The sequence below is a fragment of the Erwinia sp. 1181_3 genome (assembly GCF_052824965.1).
Genome location: NZ_VTDE01000003.1, coordinates 259,548 through 276,325 on the forward strand (window position 1 = coordinate 259,548; position 16,778 = coordinate 276,325).

A 16,778-nucleotide genomic window follows, 5' to 3' on the forward strand; every position below is an offset into this window, starting at 1 on the left:
CCGTAAAGCACATCGCTTTCCTCTGGGGAATAATAATGACTGAAATGCAGCGCAACTTAAGTAAAATCCCGGCGATAACCGCCATCTTTTGGTTAATCAAAATTGCGGCAACGACACTGGGTGAAACCGGTGGTGACGCGGTGACCATGTCAATGGATCTGGGTTATCTGACGGGCACACTGATCTTTGCAGTGATATTTATTGCAGCAGTGATTGTTCAGATTAAATCACCGCGTTTTAACCCCTATATTTACTGGTTCACCGTGATTGCCACCACCACGGTGGGTACAACGCTGGCCGACTTTGCCGACCGCTCTTTAGGTATAGGTTACCTGGGCGGCTCCATTATCCTCAGTCTACTGTTACTCACTTCCTTATTATGCTGGCGTGCAGTGTGCGGCACGGTGTCGGTATATTCCGTGAATAATCGCCAGTCAGAGATCTTTTACTGGATCACGATTATGTTTTCCCAAACGCTGGGGACGGCGCTGGGCGACTGGACCGCTGATTCGGCAGGAATGGGTTATCTTGGTGGGATAGTCATTTTTGTTGTGGCACTGGTGGCTTTACTGGGATGTTATCTGTTTACCAGTTGGTCACGCACGGCGATTTTCTGGGCTGCCTTTATCCTGACGCGTCCACTCGGGGCAGTGGTCGGAGACTTCCTGGATAAACCACTGGCACACGGCGGACTGGCGCTGAGCCGTTACGGAGCCTCATTCACGCTGATGCTGTTTATAGCCGTCTGCATTCTTCTGCTGCCACAACGTTCAGCACAACGCGAAACGGCGTAACAAGAGCGCGGCGATCTGAAAGGCAAAGGGCCTAGTCGTAAAAACGATTGGCCCTTTGCTAATGCCAGCCGTATCGTTAACCGTTCTGGCGGATACGTGCAATCAGTGCTTCCACATCCGGCACATGATCAGCCAGCAGGATCAGGCTGCGCCCCAGGATTATCGCCTGGCGCACGCATTCGATGCGCATCGCTTCATCTTCAATCTTCTTGATATCTGCGACCTGCGACATCCCCACGGTACGGCGGATAAGTTCAGTGCCGCAATAGCCGATGGTATCGCTCCACACCTTACGCAGGAATTCGCGGGAGTAGCCCGGCACGGCCAGCGCACGATCGCGGCTCTTCTCTGCCGCCAGCGCCAGGAAACCCTCGGTGAAACTCAGCCATACTTCACGCACATCGTTAAGACGATTTTCACGCGCGGCGGCCGCTTCACGCGGTGGCAGCAGGCCCGGTGCTGCACAGTAGCTGATCAACAAATTGCCCAGTGCGCTGCCAATATCAAAGCCCATCGGGCCGTAGAAACCGAACTCCGCATCAATCACTTTCAAGCGGCCTTCTTTCACAAAGATCGAACCGCTGTGAACATCCCCATGCAGTAAGGCTTCTGCGTGGCAGTAGAAGCGATGCTTCAGGCCGCCAACGGCGAGCCTTAAGGCCTGATCATCCCGCAGGGATTCAGCCAGCGGCTCCAGCGCACGCGGATAAGCATTTCGCTCATGAACTTCGTAGGGTTCGTTGAAGAACAGCTCTTCAGTGATATCGCACAGCTCCGGGTTAGTAAAACGGATCACGTCCGCTTTTTTCTGGTACGGATGCTGGAAAAAATCAGAGGTATGGAACAGGGTTTGCGCGAGATACTCACCCAACTGCCCTGCCGCCTGCGGATATTCAACACCGTTCACCAGCTCGGTACGCCAGATCGCATGGTCAGAGAGATCTTCCATCACCATCACCGCCAGTTCCGGATCGTAGTGAAGGATGTTGACCGTATGCTGCGGGCAGAATTTTCCGTGCTCAATCAGCACTTCCGCTTCCAGACGCGCACGGTCAAGGGTGAGAGGCCAGGATTCGCCCACGCAGCGCACATAAGGTAGTGCCTGCTTGACGATCACCCGGCTGACGCCTGCCGTATCAAAAATCTTGAACACCAGGTTGAGATTACCATCGCCGACTTCCTGCGAATCAACCAGCGTTTCGGGGTTCGCCACGCCGCCAAACTGGCGAGCATATTCCACGGCATCCGCTGCGGTGAACGTACGGTATTGCGACATTGATCTGCCCCTCAAAAATAACCCATGTTTCGTTGTAATAAGCCGTTCAGACGTCTATACATCCGTTAACCATGTTGGCACAATATGATGCATTAAAGCAACCAGGATTTAACTCATGCAAACACTCAGTACCACCAGCTTACAGGTTCGTGATAATCAGCTCTGGATCCTCGACCAGCAGGCCCTGCCGCAGCAGAAAATCTGGTGCCCGACGCCGGACGTTGCCGGGCTGGTGGGTCATATTAAAGCCCTGCGTGTGCGCGGCGCTCCGCTGATCGGGCTGTCTGCCAGCCTGTTGCTGGCCCTGCTGGCCGAAAATGGCATGGCAAAACCGCAGCTGGCTGAGGCGCTGGAGGTGTTGCGTGCTTCGCGCCCGACGGCGGTGAATCTGATGAATAACCTTGATCGCATGAAGCTGGCCCTGGCGCAGGATGATTTCGTTAGCGCGCTGGGCACAGAAGCACTGCGTCTGATCGATGAAGATAAAGCACTGTGCGACAGCATTGCTGTTGCCGGTAGCGCACTGATTACGCCCGGTAGCCGTTTGCTGACCCACTGCAATACCGGCGGGCTGGCCACCGCAGGCGTTGGCACGGCGTTAGGAGTGATTGCACGTGGCTGGCAGGAAGGCACGGTCGCCAGTGTCTGGGTGGATGAAACCCGCCCCCTGTTGCAGGGTGGCCGACTGACCGCCTGGGAGCTGGGTGAGCTGGGTATCCCTTACCGCCTGATTTGTGACTCGATGGCCGCCAGTCTGATGGCTCAGGGACAGGTTGATGCTATCTGGGTAGGCGCTGACCGCATTGCTGCCAACGGTGACGTGGCCAACAAGATTGGCACTTACAGCCTGGCGGTACTGGCGAAGTATCACAACATTCCGTTCTACGTTGCGGCACCGCATACCACCCTGGACCGTGAATGCCCGAACGGAGAGGCCATCCCGATTGAACAGCGCGCTGCCCGCGAAGTGACCGGTGTAGCCGGAAGCTTTGGTGATGTGCAGTGGGCGCCAGACGATGCGCAGGTGTATAACCCGGCGTTTGATGTGACGCCTGCCTCACTGATTAGCGGCTGGGTGCTGGATACCGGGGTCGTCACCCCTGTGCAGGTAGAAGCGGGTGAGTTTCAGCCACGGCTTTAAGAACGATGAATTCCCTAAATTATTCGAGTTGCAGCAAGGCGGCAAAGCTGTGAGTCCCTGGGAGCATAGGTAGCTATGTGACCAGGGTGAGCAGCTGCAGTCAACGCAGCTGCAGCTGGAAGAATGACGGGGATTACGGTAAACGCGGATACGCATCGGCGATGGTGTCACCGGTAAACTTCGCGACCCAGCCTTCCTGGTTATCGAAAATACGGATAGCAGTGAAGTTGGGTGACGATCCCATATCAAACCAGTGCGGCGTTCCGGCGGGTACCGAAATCAGATCATTCTTCTCACACAGGATCTGGTAGATGTGCCCGTCAAGGTGCAGACAGAAAAGCCCCGCCCCTTCCACAAAGAAACGCACTTCATCTTCACCGTGGGTGTGCTCAGAAAGAAACTTGGTGCGCAGCACCTCTTTCTGCGGGTTATCTGCACGCATGCTGATGACATCCCAGCTCTGATAGCCTTTTTCTGCCACCAGACGATCAATGGCATGCTGATAGGCGTTGATCACCGTTGCGGCATCCGGATTTTCACCCAGGTCACGGTCCGCTTCCCAACGCTCAAAGCGCACCTCTTTACTGTGCAACTTGTCGGCAATCTCTGCCGCATCGGTGCTGTGCCAGACCGGTGTGGTCGCTTCGGTATCGGTAAAAATAGTCAGTGCACTCATGAGTTCAACAGCTCCTGGTTAATCTGATCAAAACCTGCAACCTGACGATGACGGCTCTCAGTGTCCGCGTCGCCGCGTATTAACTGCACGGTGTTCCAGCCTGCATCCTGTGCGGCGTCCAGCTCCTGATGAATATCGGATAAGAACAGCAAATTCTCTGCGGGCAACCCAATCTGGCTGGCAATGTTGCGATAAGCATCGACTTCACGTTTGGCACCCACATGGGTATCAAAGTATCCGCTAAACAGGCCAGTGATATCACCGGCGTCGCTGTAGCCAAATAACAATTTCTGCGCAGCTACGGAGCCAGATGAATAAACATACAGCGCCACGCCCTGCTGCTGCCACTGTTTTAATGCAGGCAGCACGTCGGCATACAGATGGCCGGTAAAACTGCCATTCTCATAGCCCGCACGCCAGATCATGCCCTGTAAGGCTTTCAGCGCGGTGGATTTACGATCCTGATCCATATAACCGAACAGCACCTGCACCAGTTCATCCGGTGTCGCCTGCGGATTGCCGGCCTCCACACGCAGATCGTCAAGCGCCTGGGCCACCGCCGGTTGCTGCTGATGTTCAGTAATAAAAGCGGGAAGATGCTGACGCGCATAAGGGAACAGGACGTTATGCACAAAGCGAATATCGCTGGTGGTGCCTTCAATATCAGTGATGATGGCGCGGATCATGATTTCTCCAGAACGCGACGTTGTAATTCACACTGGAATAAAAACTCCAGCCCTTCAAGATGACGGCGCGCGTCATTGACGTCTTTGCCCCAACAGGTCAGCCCGTGACCGCGCAGCAGAAAACCATAACGCAGCGGGGTATGGGCCGCAAACTGTTCAATACGCTGTGCCAGCGCGTCAATATCCTGGTCGTTATCGAACAGGGCAATCGGCACCGCATCAAGATGCGAGTGTTGTCCGGCCAGCGTCTTCTGCATCTCATAGCCCTGCAATGTCAGCGCCGCACTTTTCTCCACACGCGACAGCACGGTGGAATTCACCGTGTGGGTATGCAGCACCGCTCCCGCATCAGGAAACAGGCGGTAGATCAGCGTATGCAGACCCGTTTCCGCCGATGGCTTACGCCCGGAGGGGACAAGATTGGTAGCAATATCGACCTGGATAAAGTCGTCACGCGTCAGGCTGCCTTTGTCTTTGCCGGACTCACTCAGCAGGCAGAACTGCGCATCCTGGCGCACGGACATATTACCGCCCGTGGCCGGGGCCCAGCCGCGAGCACCAATCCAGTGACAGGCAGCAACTAATTGATCTAACTGAGAGCTTTGCGTCATCTCTTTCCTTAGTGTGAAAGATGATAAAGGTAGATATAGACGTCTAAGCGTCTTGATTGCCAAATAGTAACATCGTGTTATATTGGCAGCAATACAGGACTCCAACATCACATTTCTGCGTTGCAAAAGGGTTATTACTGATGAGCCAGACGCCGTTCACCCCAGAGAGCAAACTGCCTGCGCTGGGCACCACCATTTTCACTCAGATGAGCGCGCTCGCGCAGCAGTACAACGCCATCAATCTGTCCCAGGGTTTTCCCGACTTTGACGGCCCGCAGTATCTGCAACAGCGTCTGGCACATCATGTCAGCCAGGGCGCAAATCAGTATGCCCCGATGACAGGAGTCGCCCCGTTACGTGAAGCGATTGCGAAGAAAACCGCCGGGTTGTACGGCTACGCGCCGGATGTAAACACCGAAATTACTGTGACCGCTGGCGCTACCGAAGCCCTTTATGCTGCAATTACCGCGCTGGTCCGTCCGGGCGATGAAGTGATCTGCTTTGACCCGAGCTACGACAGCTATGCGCCCGCCGTTACGCTGGCTGGCGGCGTGATGAAACGCATCGCCTTGCAGCCACCTGGCTTCCGCCCTGACTGGCAGGCGTTTGCCGCACTGCTGTCGCCAAAAACGCGGCTGGTGATCCTCAATACCCCACATAATCCGTCAGCCACCGTGTGGCAGCAGAGCGACTTCGCCCAGCTGTGGCAAGCCATTCGCCAGCAGGAAATCTACGTTCTCAGCGACGAAGTGTATGAACACATCTGTTTCGATGAGAACGGTCACGCCAGCGTGCTGGCACATCCTGAGCTGCGTGCCCGTGCTATTGCAGTGTCTTCATTTGGTAAAACCTTCCATATGACCGGCTGGAAAGTGGGTTACTGCGTGGCCCCGACGGCAATCAGTGCTGAAGTGCGCAAAGTCCACCAGTACCTGACCTTCTCGGTGAATACGCCTGCACAGCTGGCCATCGCGGATATGCTGGAGGTTGAACCGCAACACTATCGCGAACTGCCGGACTTCTACCGTGCGCGCCGTGACCGCTTTGTGAAAGCCCTGTCGGGCAGTCGTTTCGAACTGCTGCCGTGCGAAGGCACCTATTTCCTGCTGGCCGATTACAGCGCAATCTCCGATCTGGATGATGTGGCATTCTGCCAGTGGCTGACCAAAGAAGTGGGCGTGGCCGCCATACCGCTGTCGGTATTCTGCGCTGATGCCTTCCCCCATAAACTGATCCGCCTGTGCTTCGCCAAACAGGAAGCCACGCTGGACGCTGCCGCGGAGCGCCTGTGTCAACTTTAAACATTACCGTCCTTCAGCAGCCGCTGGTATGGATGGATGGCCCGGCTAACCTGGCCTTTTTCGACGGTCTGCTCGCCGATATTCAGGATCGTGACCTGATTATCCTGCCGGAAATGTTCACCACCGGATTTGCCATGGAGGCGGCGGCGAGCTCACTGCCCGAAAACGAGGTGATTGCCTGGCTGCAGGCGAAAGCCGCCGCGGCCCATGCGATGGTGGCTGGCAGCGCCGCGATTCAGGTGGAGAAAGGCGCGGTGAACCGCTTCTTCCTCGTGGAACCTGAGGGCAAGGTGCATTTCTATGACAAGCGCCATCTGTTCCGTATGGCCGGGGAACATGAACACTATCTGGCGGGCGATCGCCGTGAGGTGATCGAGTGGCGTGGCTGGCGTATTCTGCCGCAGGTCTGTTACGACCTGCGCTTCCCGGTGTTTTCCCGCAATCAGAACGATTACGACCTGGCGCTGTATGTCGCCAACTGGCCAGCGCCGCGTGCGCTGCACTGGCAGACGCTGTTACAGGCGCGCGCCATTGAAAACCAGGCGTATATCGCCGGATGTAACCGCGTGGGCACCGATGGCAACGGCCACGCCTACAGCGGTGACAGCCGGATCATCAGCCCGCAGGGAGAAATCTTAGCCCAGGGTGAACCGCATCAACCTGCCCGTCTGGATGCTACGCTGTCGCTGGAGAACCTGCGCGAGTACCGCGAGAAATTCCCGGCATGGCGTGATGCGGACAGTTTTCGTTTGTGATTGTCACGGGCCGATGAAAACAGAGTGGGCGACCCTTTTTTCCAGTCGCCCCAATTTATGAACCGCGATAGGTGGACCACGACCACGGGGTGATCAAAAAGGGTAAGTGGTAGTGGCCGGTGGTGGCAATCACGAAATCAATCTGCGCGTTGACGTACAGGGTTTCACGCCCGTCGGCAGCAAAATAGTCGCCGATTTCGGCCGTCAGACGATAGTGGCCCGGTGCCAGCGGCTGCGGCGTCAGATCGCCAATGCGGCCGTCAGCATTGGTGACACCAGAGGCCAGGAGCTGCCAGCCTGTCGGGCTGTTTTGTTCAAGGGCAATCGTCACACCTGCCGCCGGTTTCCCCAGGGCAGTATCAAGAATATGCGTGGTTACTGTGCTCAACGGAACGTCTCCTCTAAGCGTAATAACGTGATGTCGCGTAGCTGTTGCAGCGCTTCGTGCTGTTCCTGCTGCGCATCGTTTTGCAGGCGGCGTTGCAGCTCCGTAAGGATCTGCTCACCGCTGCGGCCTTTGGCGCGGATCAGAAAGACCTGGCTAAAGCGCTGTTCATAGATGGCGTTACCTGCCTGTAATGCCTGCGCCAGTGGAAGGTCCGCAGCATTGACCTGCCCCTGTTCACCGCGGGACAGTGCAGCCTCTTTGCCTGACCCGCCCGCACGCTCGCCAATACGCGGATGAGCAGTGAGTGCCTGGGCTAGCGCAACGCTATCCCAGGTCTGCGACAGTGATTCAGCCTGCGCCAGTAGCGCCGCCAGCGAAGCATAAGGCCGGGCATCTACCACTGCCGCAGCCCACTCAGGTAGCGCGACACAATGTTCAATACTGTGCTGCGCATCGGCAGCGCTGACCTGGTTGAACTGCGTCAGGTTCATAGTCATCACTCCACCAAGCCGGGTCGGGCATGCCCGACCCCTACGAAAGCCTGCCCCCTTACGAAGACCAGGCCGTATGTCCGACCCCTACGAAAGCATGCCCCCTTACGAAGGCCAGGCCGTATGTCCGCCCCCTACGAAAGCCTGCCCCCTTACGAAGACCAGGCCGTATGTCCGACCCCTACGAAAGCCTGCCCCCTTACGAAGGCCAGGCCGTATGTCCGACCCCTACGAAAGCCTGCCCCTTACGAAGGCCAGGCCGTATGTCCGACCCCTACGACAACCTCTACGTAGGCCTGCACCGCCAGCGCCACGTCTTCCGTCATCACGGATTCCGCCGGATGGTGGCTGATACCCCGATCGCAACGCACAAACAGCATCCCTACTGGCCAGCGTTCGGCAATGGCAATCGCATCATGCCCGGCACCGCTCGGCAGCGACAGACTGCGCCCCTGGACGGTGGTCACCGCACGGCTCAGCGCCGCCTGCAAACCGTCATCACAGCGTGTGGCCGGGATCTGATAATACTCTTCAGCGCTAAAGCTCAGTCCGCGACGCAGCGCAATGGCTTCGCCCTGAACAAGCAGTTCAGAGAGCAATTCGGCCAGCGGCCGATCTTCCGGTCCACGCACGTCCAGCGTCAGGGTCACCTCTCCCGGGATCACATTGACCGCACCCGGATGGCACTGGAGTGTCCCGACGGTCGCCACCAGCTGCGGGTTATGCTCCGGGGTGCGTTGCTCAATAAACACCATCCATTCGGCGGCGGCGGCCAGTGCATCTTTCCGGTGGCTCATCGGCACCGTGCCGGCATGTCCGGCTTCGCCGGTAAAACGACAGTTCAGGCGGCGGGCACCGTTAATGGCCGTAACCACCCCCAGCGCCAGCTGCTCCTGCTCCAGGCAAGGCCCCTGTTCGATATGCAGTTCCAGGTAGGCAACGAAATCTTCGACGTCACGCGCAGCCTGCCACAGCAGATCCGGGTTAAAGCCGATATCCCTCATCGCCTGCCCCACGGTAATGCTGTTGCCGTCCGGGTGCGTCAGCCAGCTGTCGGGCCAGGTGCCTGTCAGACCACGGCTGCCGAGCAACGTGATGCCGAAGCGTGTCCCTTCTTCGTCGGCAAAACCGATGATCTCAATCGCCAGCGGCAGGCGTTCGCCGCGATCGTGCAGATACTGCACGGTTTCAATCGCCGCCAGCACGCCGAGCATACCGTCGTAGCGCCCGGCATTACGCACGGTATCCAGATGCGAACCCAACAACAGCGCTTTCGCATCCTGCCGCTCGCCTTCATAACGCCCGCAGATATTACCCACGCTGTCTTGCCACACCTGCATTCCGGCGGCTTTCATCCACTTGCCCACCATGGCATTGGCACGCAGATGCTCCGGCGAAAGGTAAACGCGGGTCAGGTATCCCGGGGTTTCACTGATTTCTGCCAGCGCATCACAGCGTGCCATCACGCGCGCAGCGGCGGCGGCGGCGGCAGTGGCATTCATCAGGCTCTCACTCATCCGCGGCTCCCGTTGTAGTGATCCCAGGCCGCCTGCATCGCTGCACCCTGAGTACTGCGGAAACCGAGGTAGTTCAGCACCGATTCCAGTGCGCTCAGGGTCTGCATCACGCAGTCTTTACGCGCGTTGTACCCCATGGTGCCGATGCGCCAGACCTTGCCGATCAGTGGGCCAAATGAGGTGCCGATCTCGATGCCGAAATCTTCCAGCATCAGCTTACGGACCTGATCGCCGTTGACACCCGGCGGTATCATCACGCCGAGCACGTTATTCATTTTGTGTTCGAGGTTACCGAAGGTGTCCAGCCCCATTCCCTGGATGCCCTTAAGCAGCGCATCGCCGTGCAGCTTGTGGCGGGCAATGCCGTTATCCAGCCCCTCTTCAAGGATCAGACGCGCACATTCACGGGCGCCAAACAGCGCCGAGGTGGCTTCCGTATGGTGATTCAATCGCTCAGGGCCCCAGTAGTCCATGATCATGCCGAGATCGAAATAGTTGGAGTAGATCATCTCGTCATCGCCGTCCTGATGCGCATCAGTGCGGATCCCGGCTTCCACGCATTTGCGTTGGCGGATCACCTCTTCCATTGCCGGACTCAGCGTGATCGGCGAGGTGCCGGACGGGCCACCGAGGCATTTCTGCATCCCGGCGGAGACAGCATCTAATCCCCAGGCATCGGTTTCCAGCACATTTCCGGCGAACGAAGCGGTAGCATCGGTATAGAACAGCACGCCATATTTGCGGCAGATGGCACCCAGTTCTTCCAGCGGTTGCAGCATCGTGGTGGAGGTATCGCCCTGCACAGTCAGCAGCAGGCGCGGCTTCACTTTTTTAATGGCATCTTCGATCTGGTCCGGGGTGAATACTTCGCCCCACGGCACGTCAATGGTGTGGACTTCAGCGCGGCAGCGGCGGGCGATTTCACACAGCAGATGGCCGAAACGACCAAATACCGGCACCAGCACTTTATCGCCAGGGCGGATCGCCGACAGCAGGATGGCTTCGATCCCGGCGCGTGACGTGCCGTCGATCAGCATCGTCCAGCGATTTTCAGTGCGAAACACGCCGCGATACAGCGCCATCACTTCGTTCATATATTGCGTCATCGCCGGATCGTACTGGCCCAACAGCTGGCTGGACATAGCACGCAGCACACGCGGATCGGCATTGATCGGTCCCGGCCCCATCAGCAGGCGCTGCGGCGGGTTAATTTGGGTAAATGTAGAGAGATCCATCATCGATTCCTATATTGAAATAACCCCTTAGGCGTTACTGGTGCAGGCAGTTTGAACACGGACAGCGCACAAGAACCGGAGCGTACACCTAGTACGTGAGGATTCTGAGCACTGCCCAGGTTCAAAATGACAAACAAAGTAGCCTAAAGCCCACGCACCGAGGAGATAAACTGTTTTAATTCATTCGTTTGTGGGTCAGAGAAGACTGTTTTACTGTCGCCCTGCTCCCATACCCGCCCCTGGTGCATAAACACCACGCGGTCACCGACTTCACGGGCAAAATTCATTTCGTGCGTCACGAGGATCAGCGTCATGCCCTCTTTGGCCAGCTGCTCAAGCACTTTCAACACTTCACCCACCAGCTCCGGGTCCAGCGCGGAGGTGATTTCATCACACAACAGCACCTTGGGTGACATCGCCAGGGCACGGGCGATCGCCACGCGCTGCTGCTGGCCACCGGACAGATTGGCAGGATAGTAATCCATTCGGTCGCCCAGACCGACTTTTTCCAGCATCCGGGCCGCCAGCTCTCGGCACTCGGCGTCTTTTTTCTTCAGTACCCGGCGCGGTGCCAGCATCACATTTTCCAGCGCAGTCATGTGCGGGAACAGGTTGAAGTTCTGAAACACCATGCCGACGGAGCGGCTGATATCGCGGGCCTGGGTATCCCGATCGGTGATGGTCATCCCGCCCAGCTTGATACTGCCTTCCTGGTAACCTTCCAGCCCGTTGATGCAGCGCAACAGGGTACTTTTACCCGAGCCACTGCGACCAATGATGGAGATCACTTCACCCATTTCGATATCGAGATCCACGCCTTTCAGTACGTGGTTGTCGCCATAATATTTCTGCACCTGATTAATGGTGATGAGCGGCATTGAATTTCTTCTCCAGATACTGGCTGTAGCGTGACAGCGGGTAACACATCAGGAAGTAGCCGAGGGCGACTAATCCGAACACTTTGAAAGGTTGATAGGTGACGTTATTCAGAATGGTGCCCGCCTTGGTCAGCTCGATAAAACCGATAATCGAGGCCAGCGCCGTTCCTTTCACCACCTGTACGGCAAAGCCCACCGTGGGGGCAATGCCAATGCGCAGCGCCTGCGGCAGCACCACGCGGTAAAGCGTCTGGCCAACACTCAGACCGAGGCAGCGGCAGGCTTCCCACTGGCCTTTTGGCAGGGCTTTGATGCTGCCGTGCCAGATATCAACTAAAAAGGCACTGGTGTAAAACGTCAGGGCCAGCGAGGCCGCCGTCCAAGGCGACACATCTATGCCGAACAGCGCCACGCCGAAGAAGGCAAGGAACAGCTGCATCAGCAACGGCGTCCCCTGGAACAGTTCGATATAGCAGCGGATAATGCGGTTCGGCCATTTACGCCCGCTGAGGCGCACCATCACCAGCGGCATCGCCACCAGCGTGCCACCGAAAAAGGCGGTCAGGGAGAGCGCAATCGTCCAGCGCGCCGCCAGCAGCAGGTTGCGCAGGATGTCCCAGTCAGTAAAGGTTGTCATCATGGCTGCTCTCCAAACCACTTACGGCCCGCGGCCAGTAATAACTGACGCATGGCAATCGACAGCGCCAGATACATCAGCGTGGTCACCAGGTAGACTTCAAAACTCAAAAAGGTGCGCGACTGGATCAGGTTGGCAGCAAAGGTCAGCTCTTCATAAGAGACCTGCGACACCACCGATGAACCGAGCATCACGATAATGCACTGGCTGACCAGCGCCGGATAAATACGCTTCATTGACGGTGGCAACACCACCCGAATAAAGGTCTGCGTGCGCGTCAGGCCCAGCACCCGCCCTGCTTCCCACTGCCCTTTTGGCGTCACCTGTATTCCGGCGCGGATAATTTCCGTGCTGTAAGCGCCCAGGTTAATCAGCATCGCCAGCAGCGCCGCTTCCCCTGCCGTGAGTTTCAACCCCAGATTGGGCAAGCCAAAGACGATAAAAAACAGCTGGACCACAAACGGCGTATTGCGGATCAGCTCGACATATACACCCCAGATACGGCTCAACGTCGACGGTTTACCGCTGCGCAGCGCCGCGCCGAAGATACCCAGCGCTACCCCGCCCACCGTTGCCATCACCGTTAGCTGGATCGTCACCCACAGGCCGGAGAGAAGCTCCGGCCAGAAGGGCCACAGTGCAGGAAAATTCAGTTGCCCCATCATCAGTCAGCCCCAACTAGCCCAGATCGGCTGGCAGTGGTGCTTTCAGCCACTGCTCAGAGAGACCGTTCAGGGTTTTGTCCTGAATCGCCTGCTCAATCAGCGCATCGACTTTGGCCTTCAGTGCCGGTTCATTCTTCTTCATGCCGATAAAGCACGGTGAATCCTTCAGCATAAATTTCGCCACGGGCGCTTTATCCGCGTTCTGACGAGCAATGGCTGCTACCACCAGGTTGCCGGTGGCCACATATTCCACCTGACCCGACAGATAAGCCGACAGCGTGGTGTTGTTATCTTCATAACGTTTCACCTGTGCCTCTTTCGGCGCGATGCCGGTCAGCACCATATCTTCCACCGCCCCACGGGTGACGCCGATCGATTTGCCGCTCAGTGCAGCCGCATCTTTCAGCGTGCCGTCTTTCGGGCCAAACACACCGAGGAAGAACGGCGCGTAGGCACGGCTGAAGTCGATCACTTTCTCACGTTCCGGGTTTTTGCCCAGGCTGGAGATCACCAGATCCACTTTATCGGTTTGCAGATAAGGGACGCGGTTGGCGCTGGTCACGGGCACCAGCTGCAACTTAAGTTTCATCTGTTTCGCCAGGTACTTCGCCATATCGATGTCATAGCCCTGCGGCTGTAAATCGGTACCGACGGAACCAAACGGTGGGAAGTCCTGAGGGACCGCGATGCGGATAACGCCACGTTTTTCAATGTCCTGTAACTGATCGGCATGCGCCGTGATGGCCTGAGAAAACAGCACGGCACCTGCCAGTAATGCGATTAAACCTTTTTTCATCTTCACTTCCCCGGTTAATACATCATGAAACGAAAGATTCTTAAAGAATTTAATTGCAACTAATGTGCCAGCGCGTTATCTGCCTCACATTTTTTACGCGATGGTAAAAACGCAGAAAACAAAAAGTGTGTTAAATCCAAACATTAAGCGTTATTACAGGCCAAAAAACTGATATTCAGTACAGAAAAACCGGGCAAAAGAGGGAAACACTGGCGGGAAAAAGGGTCCGAAAAAGGGCGCCCTGCGGCGCCCCAAAACCATGCAATGCACCAGAATAGCGCCCCATTAGCGCTGTTCCAGCTCATCCAGCTGGGTGTAGAGGTCAGCAATCTGATGAATACGCTGACGACCGTCACTGAGCAATTCGTGCAGTAATGCGTTGGCCAGCAGGTTGATCAGGCTGTTAGCCGCTGCATAGCTGTCGAAGGCAGAGACACTGTCCAGCGGCGCGCACAGCTGCCAGCGCGCCAGGGCAATCACCGCCTGCGCCTGGGGTTCACACAGTGCCAGCACTGGAATGCCGTTGTGCTGTAGCTGCTGTAACAACGGGCGGATAATGCGTGGGCGGCGCCGGAACGCCATCACCACCACCATATCCTCCGGTGTCAGATCCACCAGCTCTTCAGAGAGCGTCTGCCCCGGCTGTGGCAGCACCTGCACCTGTGTTCTGGCCTGCAATAACTGCTGGCGCAGGTGCAGCGCCACCGGGTATGCATTACGCATCCCAATGATAAAAATACGTTTACTGTTTGCCAGCGCCTGAACGACCTCGCCAAAGTGCGCCGCATCAATCCCGTTCACCCACTGGGTGAGGTTGGCCATCTCCTGCTTATAGTGACGGGCCAGCAACGTGTTGCCCTGCACCGCATCACGGTGGTCAGTGAGCGGCATCCCGCTCTGGCGCAGGGTGCGCAGTTCGTCGCGCATATCTTTATATTTTTCATAGCCCAGGCGCTTAAACAGACGGCTTACCGTGGCCTTGGACACCCCGCTGAGACGTGCCAGATCGGCACTGTTGTAGCTGATCAGGTCATCGAAATGATCGAAGGCAAAATCAGCGATACGTTGTTCCTGCGGCGAAAGCTGCGCGTAGTGGCTGCGCAGGCGTTCATCAAGCTGCATCATGTGATTAACCCTGTAACGTTTGTTTCATCCTCAGAATGATATACAAATAACGTGCCTGTCTGTAGCGCGCACCGTTGCGGGCTGAAAATCGGCCGGTTTTGAATCAATAACCGGAGCCATACGACAGATATTCAATTGTTAACATTCTGCCGCTCGACAAACTGGAACGGCTATTGCTTTAGTCAACCTATCAGCTATCTGAACGACGGGAATGGAATGAATCAAAGTAATATGGCCCCGCTGGGCATGGCGGTGACGCCGCACCATCTGGCCAGTGAAAGCGCACTGGGTATTTTACGCGAAGGGGGGAATGCCATTGAAGCGATGGTAGCTGCTGCCGCGACGGTTGCCGTTGCCTATCCTCATATGAATGGCCTGGGAGGCGATGGCTTCTGGCTAATTGTCCCGCCGAAGGGTGACCCGGTGGCGATCGATGCCAGCGGTGCGGCAGGTTCGCTGGCGACAATCGACTTTTATCAGGGCAGCAGCAGCATTCCCCATCGCGGCCCGAAATCGGCCCTGACGGTGGCGGGTACGGTCAGCGGCTGGTCAGAAGCGCTGGACATCTCCCGCGAACTGGGCGGCCAGCAACTGCCGTTGCCGCGCCTGTTGGCGGATGCGATCCGCTATGCCGCCGATGGCATTCCGGTCACCGCCTCCCAGGCGACCGCCACCGCCAGTAAACAAGCCGAACTGGTGAATCAACCGGGATTTGCCGCCACCTTCTTACCCGATGGCGAAGTGCCGTCGTGTGGCAGCCGTTTTACCCAGCCCGATCTGGCAAACACCCTCATTCATCTGGCCGAAGCCGGGCTGGACAGCTTCTATCGCGGCCCGCTTGCCCGTCAGCTCGCCAGTGAGATGTCACGGCTGGGAATGCCGGTCACGCTGGAAGACCTGAACCGTCAGCAGGCGAAACGCCGGACGCCGCTGCGTATCCGCCATCAGTACGGCGATGTCTTTAATATGACACCGCCCACGCAGGGCCTGGTATCACTGGCGATCCTGGGGATCACCGACCATCTGAATATGGCCGATGCCGATGAGGCACAAACCATTCACCGCATTGTGGAAGCCACCAAGCTGGCCTTTGGCCTGCGCGACCGTTACATCACCGACCCACAGCATATGCGTGAACAGATGCAAACGCTGCTCGACAGCGATCGTCTGCAACAGATGGCGGCGCAGATCGATGTCAATCAGGCGGCGCCGTGGGGCACGGGTAAAGGGCCGGGCGACACCGTGTGGATGGGCGTGATGGACAGCAGCGGGCTGGCCGTCTCCTTTATTCAGAGCATTTATCACGAATTTGGTAGCGGTGTGGTGATCCCCGGCACGGGTATTACCTGGCAAAATCGCGGCGCGGCTTTCAGCCTCGATCCCGATCACCTGCTGGCGCTGATGCCGGGTAAACAGCCATTCCACACGCTGAACCCAGCGGCAGCACGGTTGAACGATGGCAGGACGATGGTATACGGATCGATGGGCGGCGATGGCCAGCCACAGACTCAGGCGGCCATTTTTACCCGCCATGTGGTACAGGGCATGGGACTGCAGCAGGCGGTGAGTGCGCCACGCTGGCTGCTGGGGCGCACCTGGGGCCAGGCCTCCGATTCACTCAAACTGGAAGGTCGCTTCCCGCCAGAAACCATTGCCACGCTGCGGGCGCTGGGCCATGAAGTTGAGCTGTTGCCTGATTTCAGCGAAGCCGTGGGCCATGCGGGCGCGATTGTGCGTCACAACAACGGGATGCTCGAAGGGGCATTCGATCCGCGTAGCAACGGCAGCGCGGCCGGGTTTTAAAAA

The 16,778-nt window shown here is 57.3% G+C and carries 18 protein-coding genes; 5 read left to right on the plus strand and 13 right to left on the minus strand.

All coding sequences use genetic code 11. The annotated features are described in order from the left end of the window. Positions 1-35 precede the first annotated feature (35 nt). Positions 36-794 (plus strand): COG4705 family protein, encoded by a 759-nt coding sequence (locus tag FY046_RS09600; RefSeq protein WP_446185998.1) that lies wholly within the window; start codon positions 36-38, stop codon positions 792-794. A gap of 76 nt (positions 795-870) precedes the next feature. Here the strand turns inward: FY046_RS09600 and mtnK are convergent, their stop codons facing one another. Further along, positions 871-2,070: an S-methyl-5-thioribose kinase gene (gene mtnK, locus FY046_RS09605; RefSeq protein ID WP_133846216.1), complete on the minus strand. Its 1,200-nt coding sequence runs from the start codon at positions 2,068-2,070 to the stop codon at positions 871-873. 115 nt (positions 2,071-2,185) lie between these two features. Here mtnK and mtnA point away from each other — a divergent pair, with 115 nt between their 5' ends. Continuing rightward, positions 2,186-3,211 (plus strand): S-methyl-5-thioribose-1-phosphate isomerase, encoded by a 1,026-nt coding sequence (mtnA, locus tag FY046_RS09610; RefSeq protein ID WP_133846215.1) that lies wholly within the window; start codon positions 2,186-2,188, stop codon positions 3,209-3,211. Between the two features lie 133 nt (positions 3,212-3,344). On the opposite strand, the gene FY046_RS09615 is transcribed toward mtnA, so the two are convergent. The 3 genes from FY046_RS09615 to FY046_RS09625 are packed head-to-tail and all read right to left on the minus strand — an operon-like array spanning position 3,345 to position 5,184. Then, positions 3,345-3,887 carry a 1,2-dihydroxy-3-keto-5-methylthiopentene dioxygenase gene (locus FY046_RS09615; protein ID WP_133846214.1) on the minus strand — a complete coding sequence of 181 codons (543 nt, stop codon included), beginning with the start codon at positions 3,885-3,887 and terminating at the stop codon, positions 3,345-3,347. Continuing rightward, positions 3,884-4,573 (minus strand): acireductone synthase, encoded by a 690-nt coding sequence (gene mtnC, locus FY046_RS09620; protein ID WP_133846213.1) that lies wholly within the window; start codon positions 4,571-4,573, stop codon positions 3,884-3,886. Before mtnC ends, FY046_RS09615 begins: the two co-directional genes overlap by 4 nt. After that, positions 4,570-5,184 carry a methylthioribulose 1-phosphate dehydratase gene (locus FY046_RS09625; protein ID WP_167864041.1) on the minus strand — a complete coding sequence of 205 codons (615 nt, stop codon included), beginning with the start codon at positions 5,182-5,184 and terminating at the stop codon, positions 4,570-4,572. Before FY046_RS09625 ends, mtnC begins: the two co-directional genes overlap by 4 nt. Positions 5,185-5,324: 140 nt before the next feature. On the opposite strand from FY046_RS09625, the gene FY046_RS09630 reads away from it, so the two are divergent. Next, positions 5,325-6,485, plus strand: a complete 1,161-nt coding sequence (locus tag FY046_RS09630; RefSeq protein WP_259150978.1) for a pyridoxal phosphate-dependent aminotransferase — start codon at positions 5,325-5,327, stop codon at positions 6,483-6,485. Then, positions 6,473-7,240, plus strand: coding sequence for an amidohydrolase (locus tag FY046_RS09635; protein WP_212813771.1), 768 nt, complete (start codon positions 6,473-6,475; stop codon positions 7,238-7,240). The genes FY046_RS09630 and FY046_RS09635 overlap by 13 nt, the downstream gene beginning before the upstream one ends. Positions 7,241-7,295: 55 nt before the next feature. On the opposite strand, the gene uraH is transcribed toward FY046_RS09635, so the two are convergent. The 9 genes from uraH to hpxU form a co-directional block, all read right to left on the minus strand. Beyond that, on the minus strand, positions 7,296-7,628 hold the full coding sequence (gene uraH, locus FY046_RS09640) for a hydroxyisourate hydrolase (protein WP_133846209.1): 333 nt from the start codon (positions 7,626-7,628) through the stop codon (positions 7,296-7,298). Continuing rightward, complete coding sequence (uraD, locus tag FY046_RS09645) at positions 7,625-8,119, minus strand: 2-oxo-4-hydroxy-4-carboxy-5-ureidoimidazoline decarboxylase (protein WP_133846208.1); 495 nt, start codon at positions 8,117-8,119, stop codon at positions 7,625-7,627. The genes uraH and uraD overlap by 4 nt, the downstream gene beginning before the upstream one ends. A gap of 245 nt (positions 8,120-8,364) precedes the next feature. Then, on the minus strand, positions 8,365-9,636 hold the full coding sequence (gene hpxK, locus FY046_RS09650; RefSeq protein WP_159337608.1) for an allantoate amidohydrolase: 1,272 nt from the start codon (positions 9,634-9,636) through the stop codon (positions 8,365-8,367). Further along, positions 9,633-10,871, minus strand: a complete 1,239-nt coding sequence (locus tag FY046_RS09655) for a pyridoxal-phosphate-dependent aminotransferase family protein (RefSeq protein WP_339506334.1) — start codon at positions 10,869-10,871, stop codon at positions 9,633-9,635. Before FY046_RS09655 ends, hpxK begins: the two co-directional genes overlap by 4 nt. Before the next feature lie 143 nt (positions 10,872-11,014). After that, positions 11,015-11,749 (minus strand): amino acid ABC transporter ATP-binding protein, encoded by a 735-nt coding sequence (locus tag FY046_RS09660; RefSeq protein ID WP_133846206.1) that lies wholly within the window; start codon positions 11,747-11,749, stop codon positions 11,015-11,017. Next, complete coding sequence (locus FY046_RS09665) at positions 11,730-12,386, minus strand: amino acid ABC transporter permease (protein ID WP_133846326.1); 657 nt, start codon at positions 12,384-12,386, stop codon at positions 11,730-11,732. Before FY046_RS09665 ends, FY046_RS09660 begins: the two co-directional genes overlap by 20 nt. Continuing rightward, entirely contained in the window at positions 12,386-13,051 is a 666-nt protein-coding gene (locus FY046_RS09670; RefSeq protein WP_133846205.1) for an amino acid ABC transporter permease, read from the minus strand. Before FY046_RS09670 ends, FY046_RS09665 begins: the two co-directional genes overlap by 1 nt. 13 nt (positions 13,052-13,064) lie before the next feature. Beyond that, positions 13,065-13,847 carry a transporter substrate-binding domain-containing protein gene (locus tag FY046_RS09675; RefSeq protein WP_159337607.1) on the minus strand — a complete coding sequence of 261 codons (783 nt, stop codon included), beginning with the start codon at positions 13,845-13,847 and terminating at the stop codon, positions 13,065-13,067. 285 nt (positions 13,848-14,132) lie between these two features. Beyond that, positions 14,133-14,972: a MurR/RpiR family transcriptional regulator HpxU gene (hpxU, locus tag FY046_RS09680; protein WP_159337606.1), complete on the minus strand. Its 840-nt coding sequence runs from the start codon at positions 14,970-14,972 to the stop codon at positions 14,133-14,135. Positions 14,973-15,188: 216 nt separating this feature from the next. Here hpxU and FY046_RS09685 point away from each other — a divergent pair, with 216 nt between their 5' ends. Next, positions 15,189-16,775: a gamma-glutamyltransferase family protein gene (locus FY046_RS09685; protein WP_446185999.1), complete on the plus strand. Its 1,587-nt coding sequence runs from the start codon at positions 15,189-15,191 to the stop codon at positions 16,773-16,775. Positions 16,776-16,778: the final 3 nt, after the last annotated feature.

Excerpts from the sequence above, each read along its gene's own strand:
- mtnC (WP_133846213.1), bottom strand. The coding sequence starts at position 4,573 with ATGATCCGCGCCATCATCACTGATATTGAAGGCACCACCAGCGATATT.
- FY046_RS09630 (WP_259150978.1), top strand. The coding sequence starts at position 5,325 with ATGAGCCAGACGCCGTTCACCCCAGAGAGCAAACTGCCTGCGCTGGGC.
- FY046_RS09615 (WP_133846214.1), bottom strand. The coding sequence starts at position 3,887 with ATGAGTGCACTGACTATTTTTACCGATACCGAAGCGACCACACCGGTC.
- FY046_RS09625 (WP_167864041.1), bottom strand. The coding sequence starts at position 5,184 with ATGACGCAAAGCTCTCAGTTAGATCAATTAGTTGCTGCCTGTCACTGG.
- FY046_RS09660 (WP_133846206.1), bottom strand. The coding sequence starts at position 11,749 with ATGCCGCTCATCACCATTAATCAGGTGCAGAAATATTATGGCGACAAC.
- FY046_RS09665 (WP_133846326.1), bottom strand. The coding sequence starts at position 12,386 with ATGACAACCTTTACTGACTGGGACATCCTGCGCAACCTGCTGCTGGCG.
- hpxK (WP_159337608.1), bottom strand. The coding sequence starts at position 9,636 with ATGAGTGAGAGCCTGATGAATGCCACTGCCGCCGCCGCCGCCGCTGCG.
- FY046_RS09600 (WP_446185998.1), top strand. The coding sequence starts at position 36 with ATGACTGAAATGCAGCGCAACTTAAGTAAAATCCCGGCGATAACCGCC.
- FY046_RS09655 (WP_339506334.1), bottom strand. The coding sequence starts at position 10,871 with ATGGATCTCTCTACATTTACCCAAATTAACCCGCCGCAGCGCCTGCTG.
- mtnK (WP_133846216.1), bottom strand. The coding sequence starts at position 2,070 with ATGTCGCAATACCGTACGTTCACCGCAGCGGATGCCGTGGAATATGCT.
- hpxU (WP_159337606.1), bottom strand. The coding sequence starts at position 14,972 with ATGATGCAGCTTGATGAACGCCTGCGCAGCCACTACGCGCAGCTTTCG.
- FY046_RS09670 (WP_133846205.1), bottom strand. The coding sequence starts at position 13,051 with ATGATGGGGCAACTGAATTTTCCTGCACTGTGGCCCTTCTGGCCGGAG.
- FY046_RS09675 (WP_159337607.1), bottom strand. The coding sequence starts at position 13,847 with ATGAAAAAAGGTTTAATCGCATTACTGGCAGGTGCCGTGCTGTTTTCT.
- uraD (WP_133846208.1), bottom strand. The coding sequence starts at position 8,119 with ATGAACCTGACGCAGTTCAACCAGGTCAGCGCTGCCGATGCGCAGCAC.
- FY046_RS09685 (WP_446185999.1), top strand. The coding sequence starts at position 15,189 with ATGAATCAAAGTAATATGGCCCCGCTGGGCATGGCGGTGACGCCGCAC.
- mtnA (WP_133846215.1), top strand. The coding sequence starts at position 2,186 with ATGCAAACACTCAGTACCACCAGCTTACAGGTTCGTGATAATCAGCTC.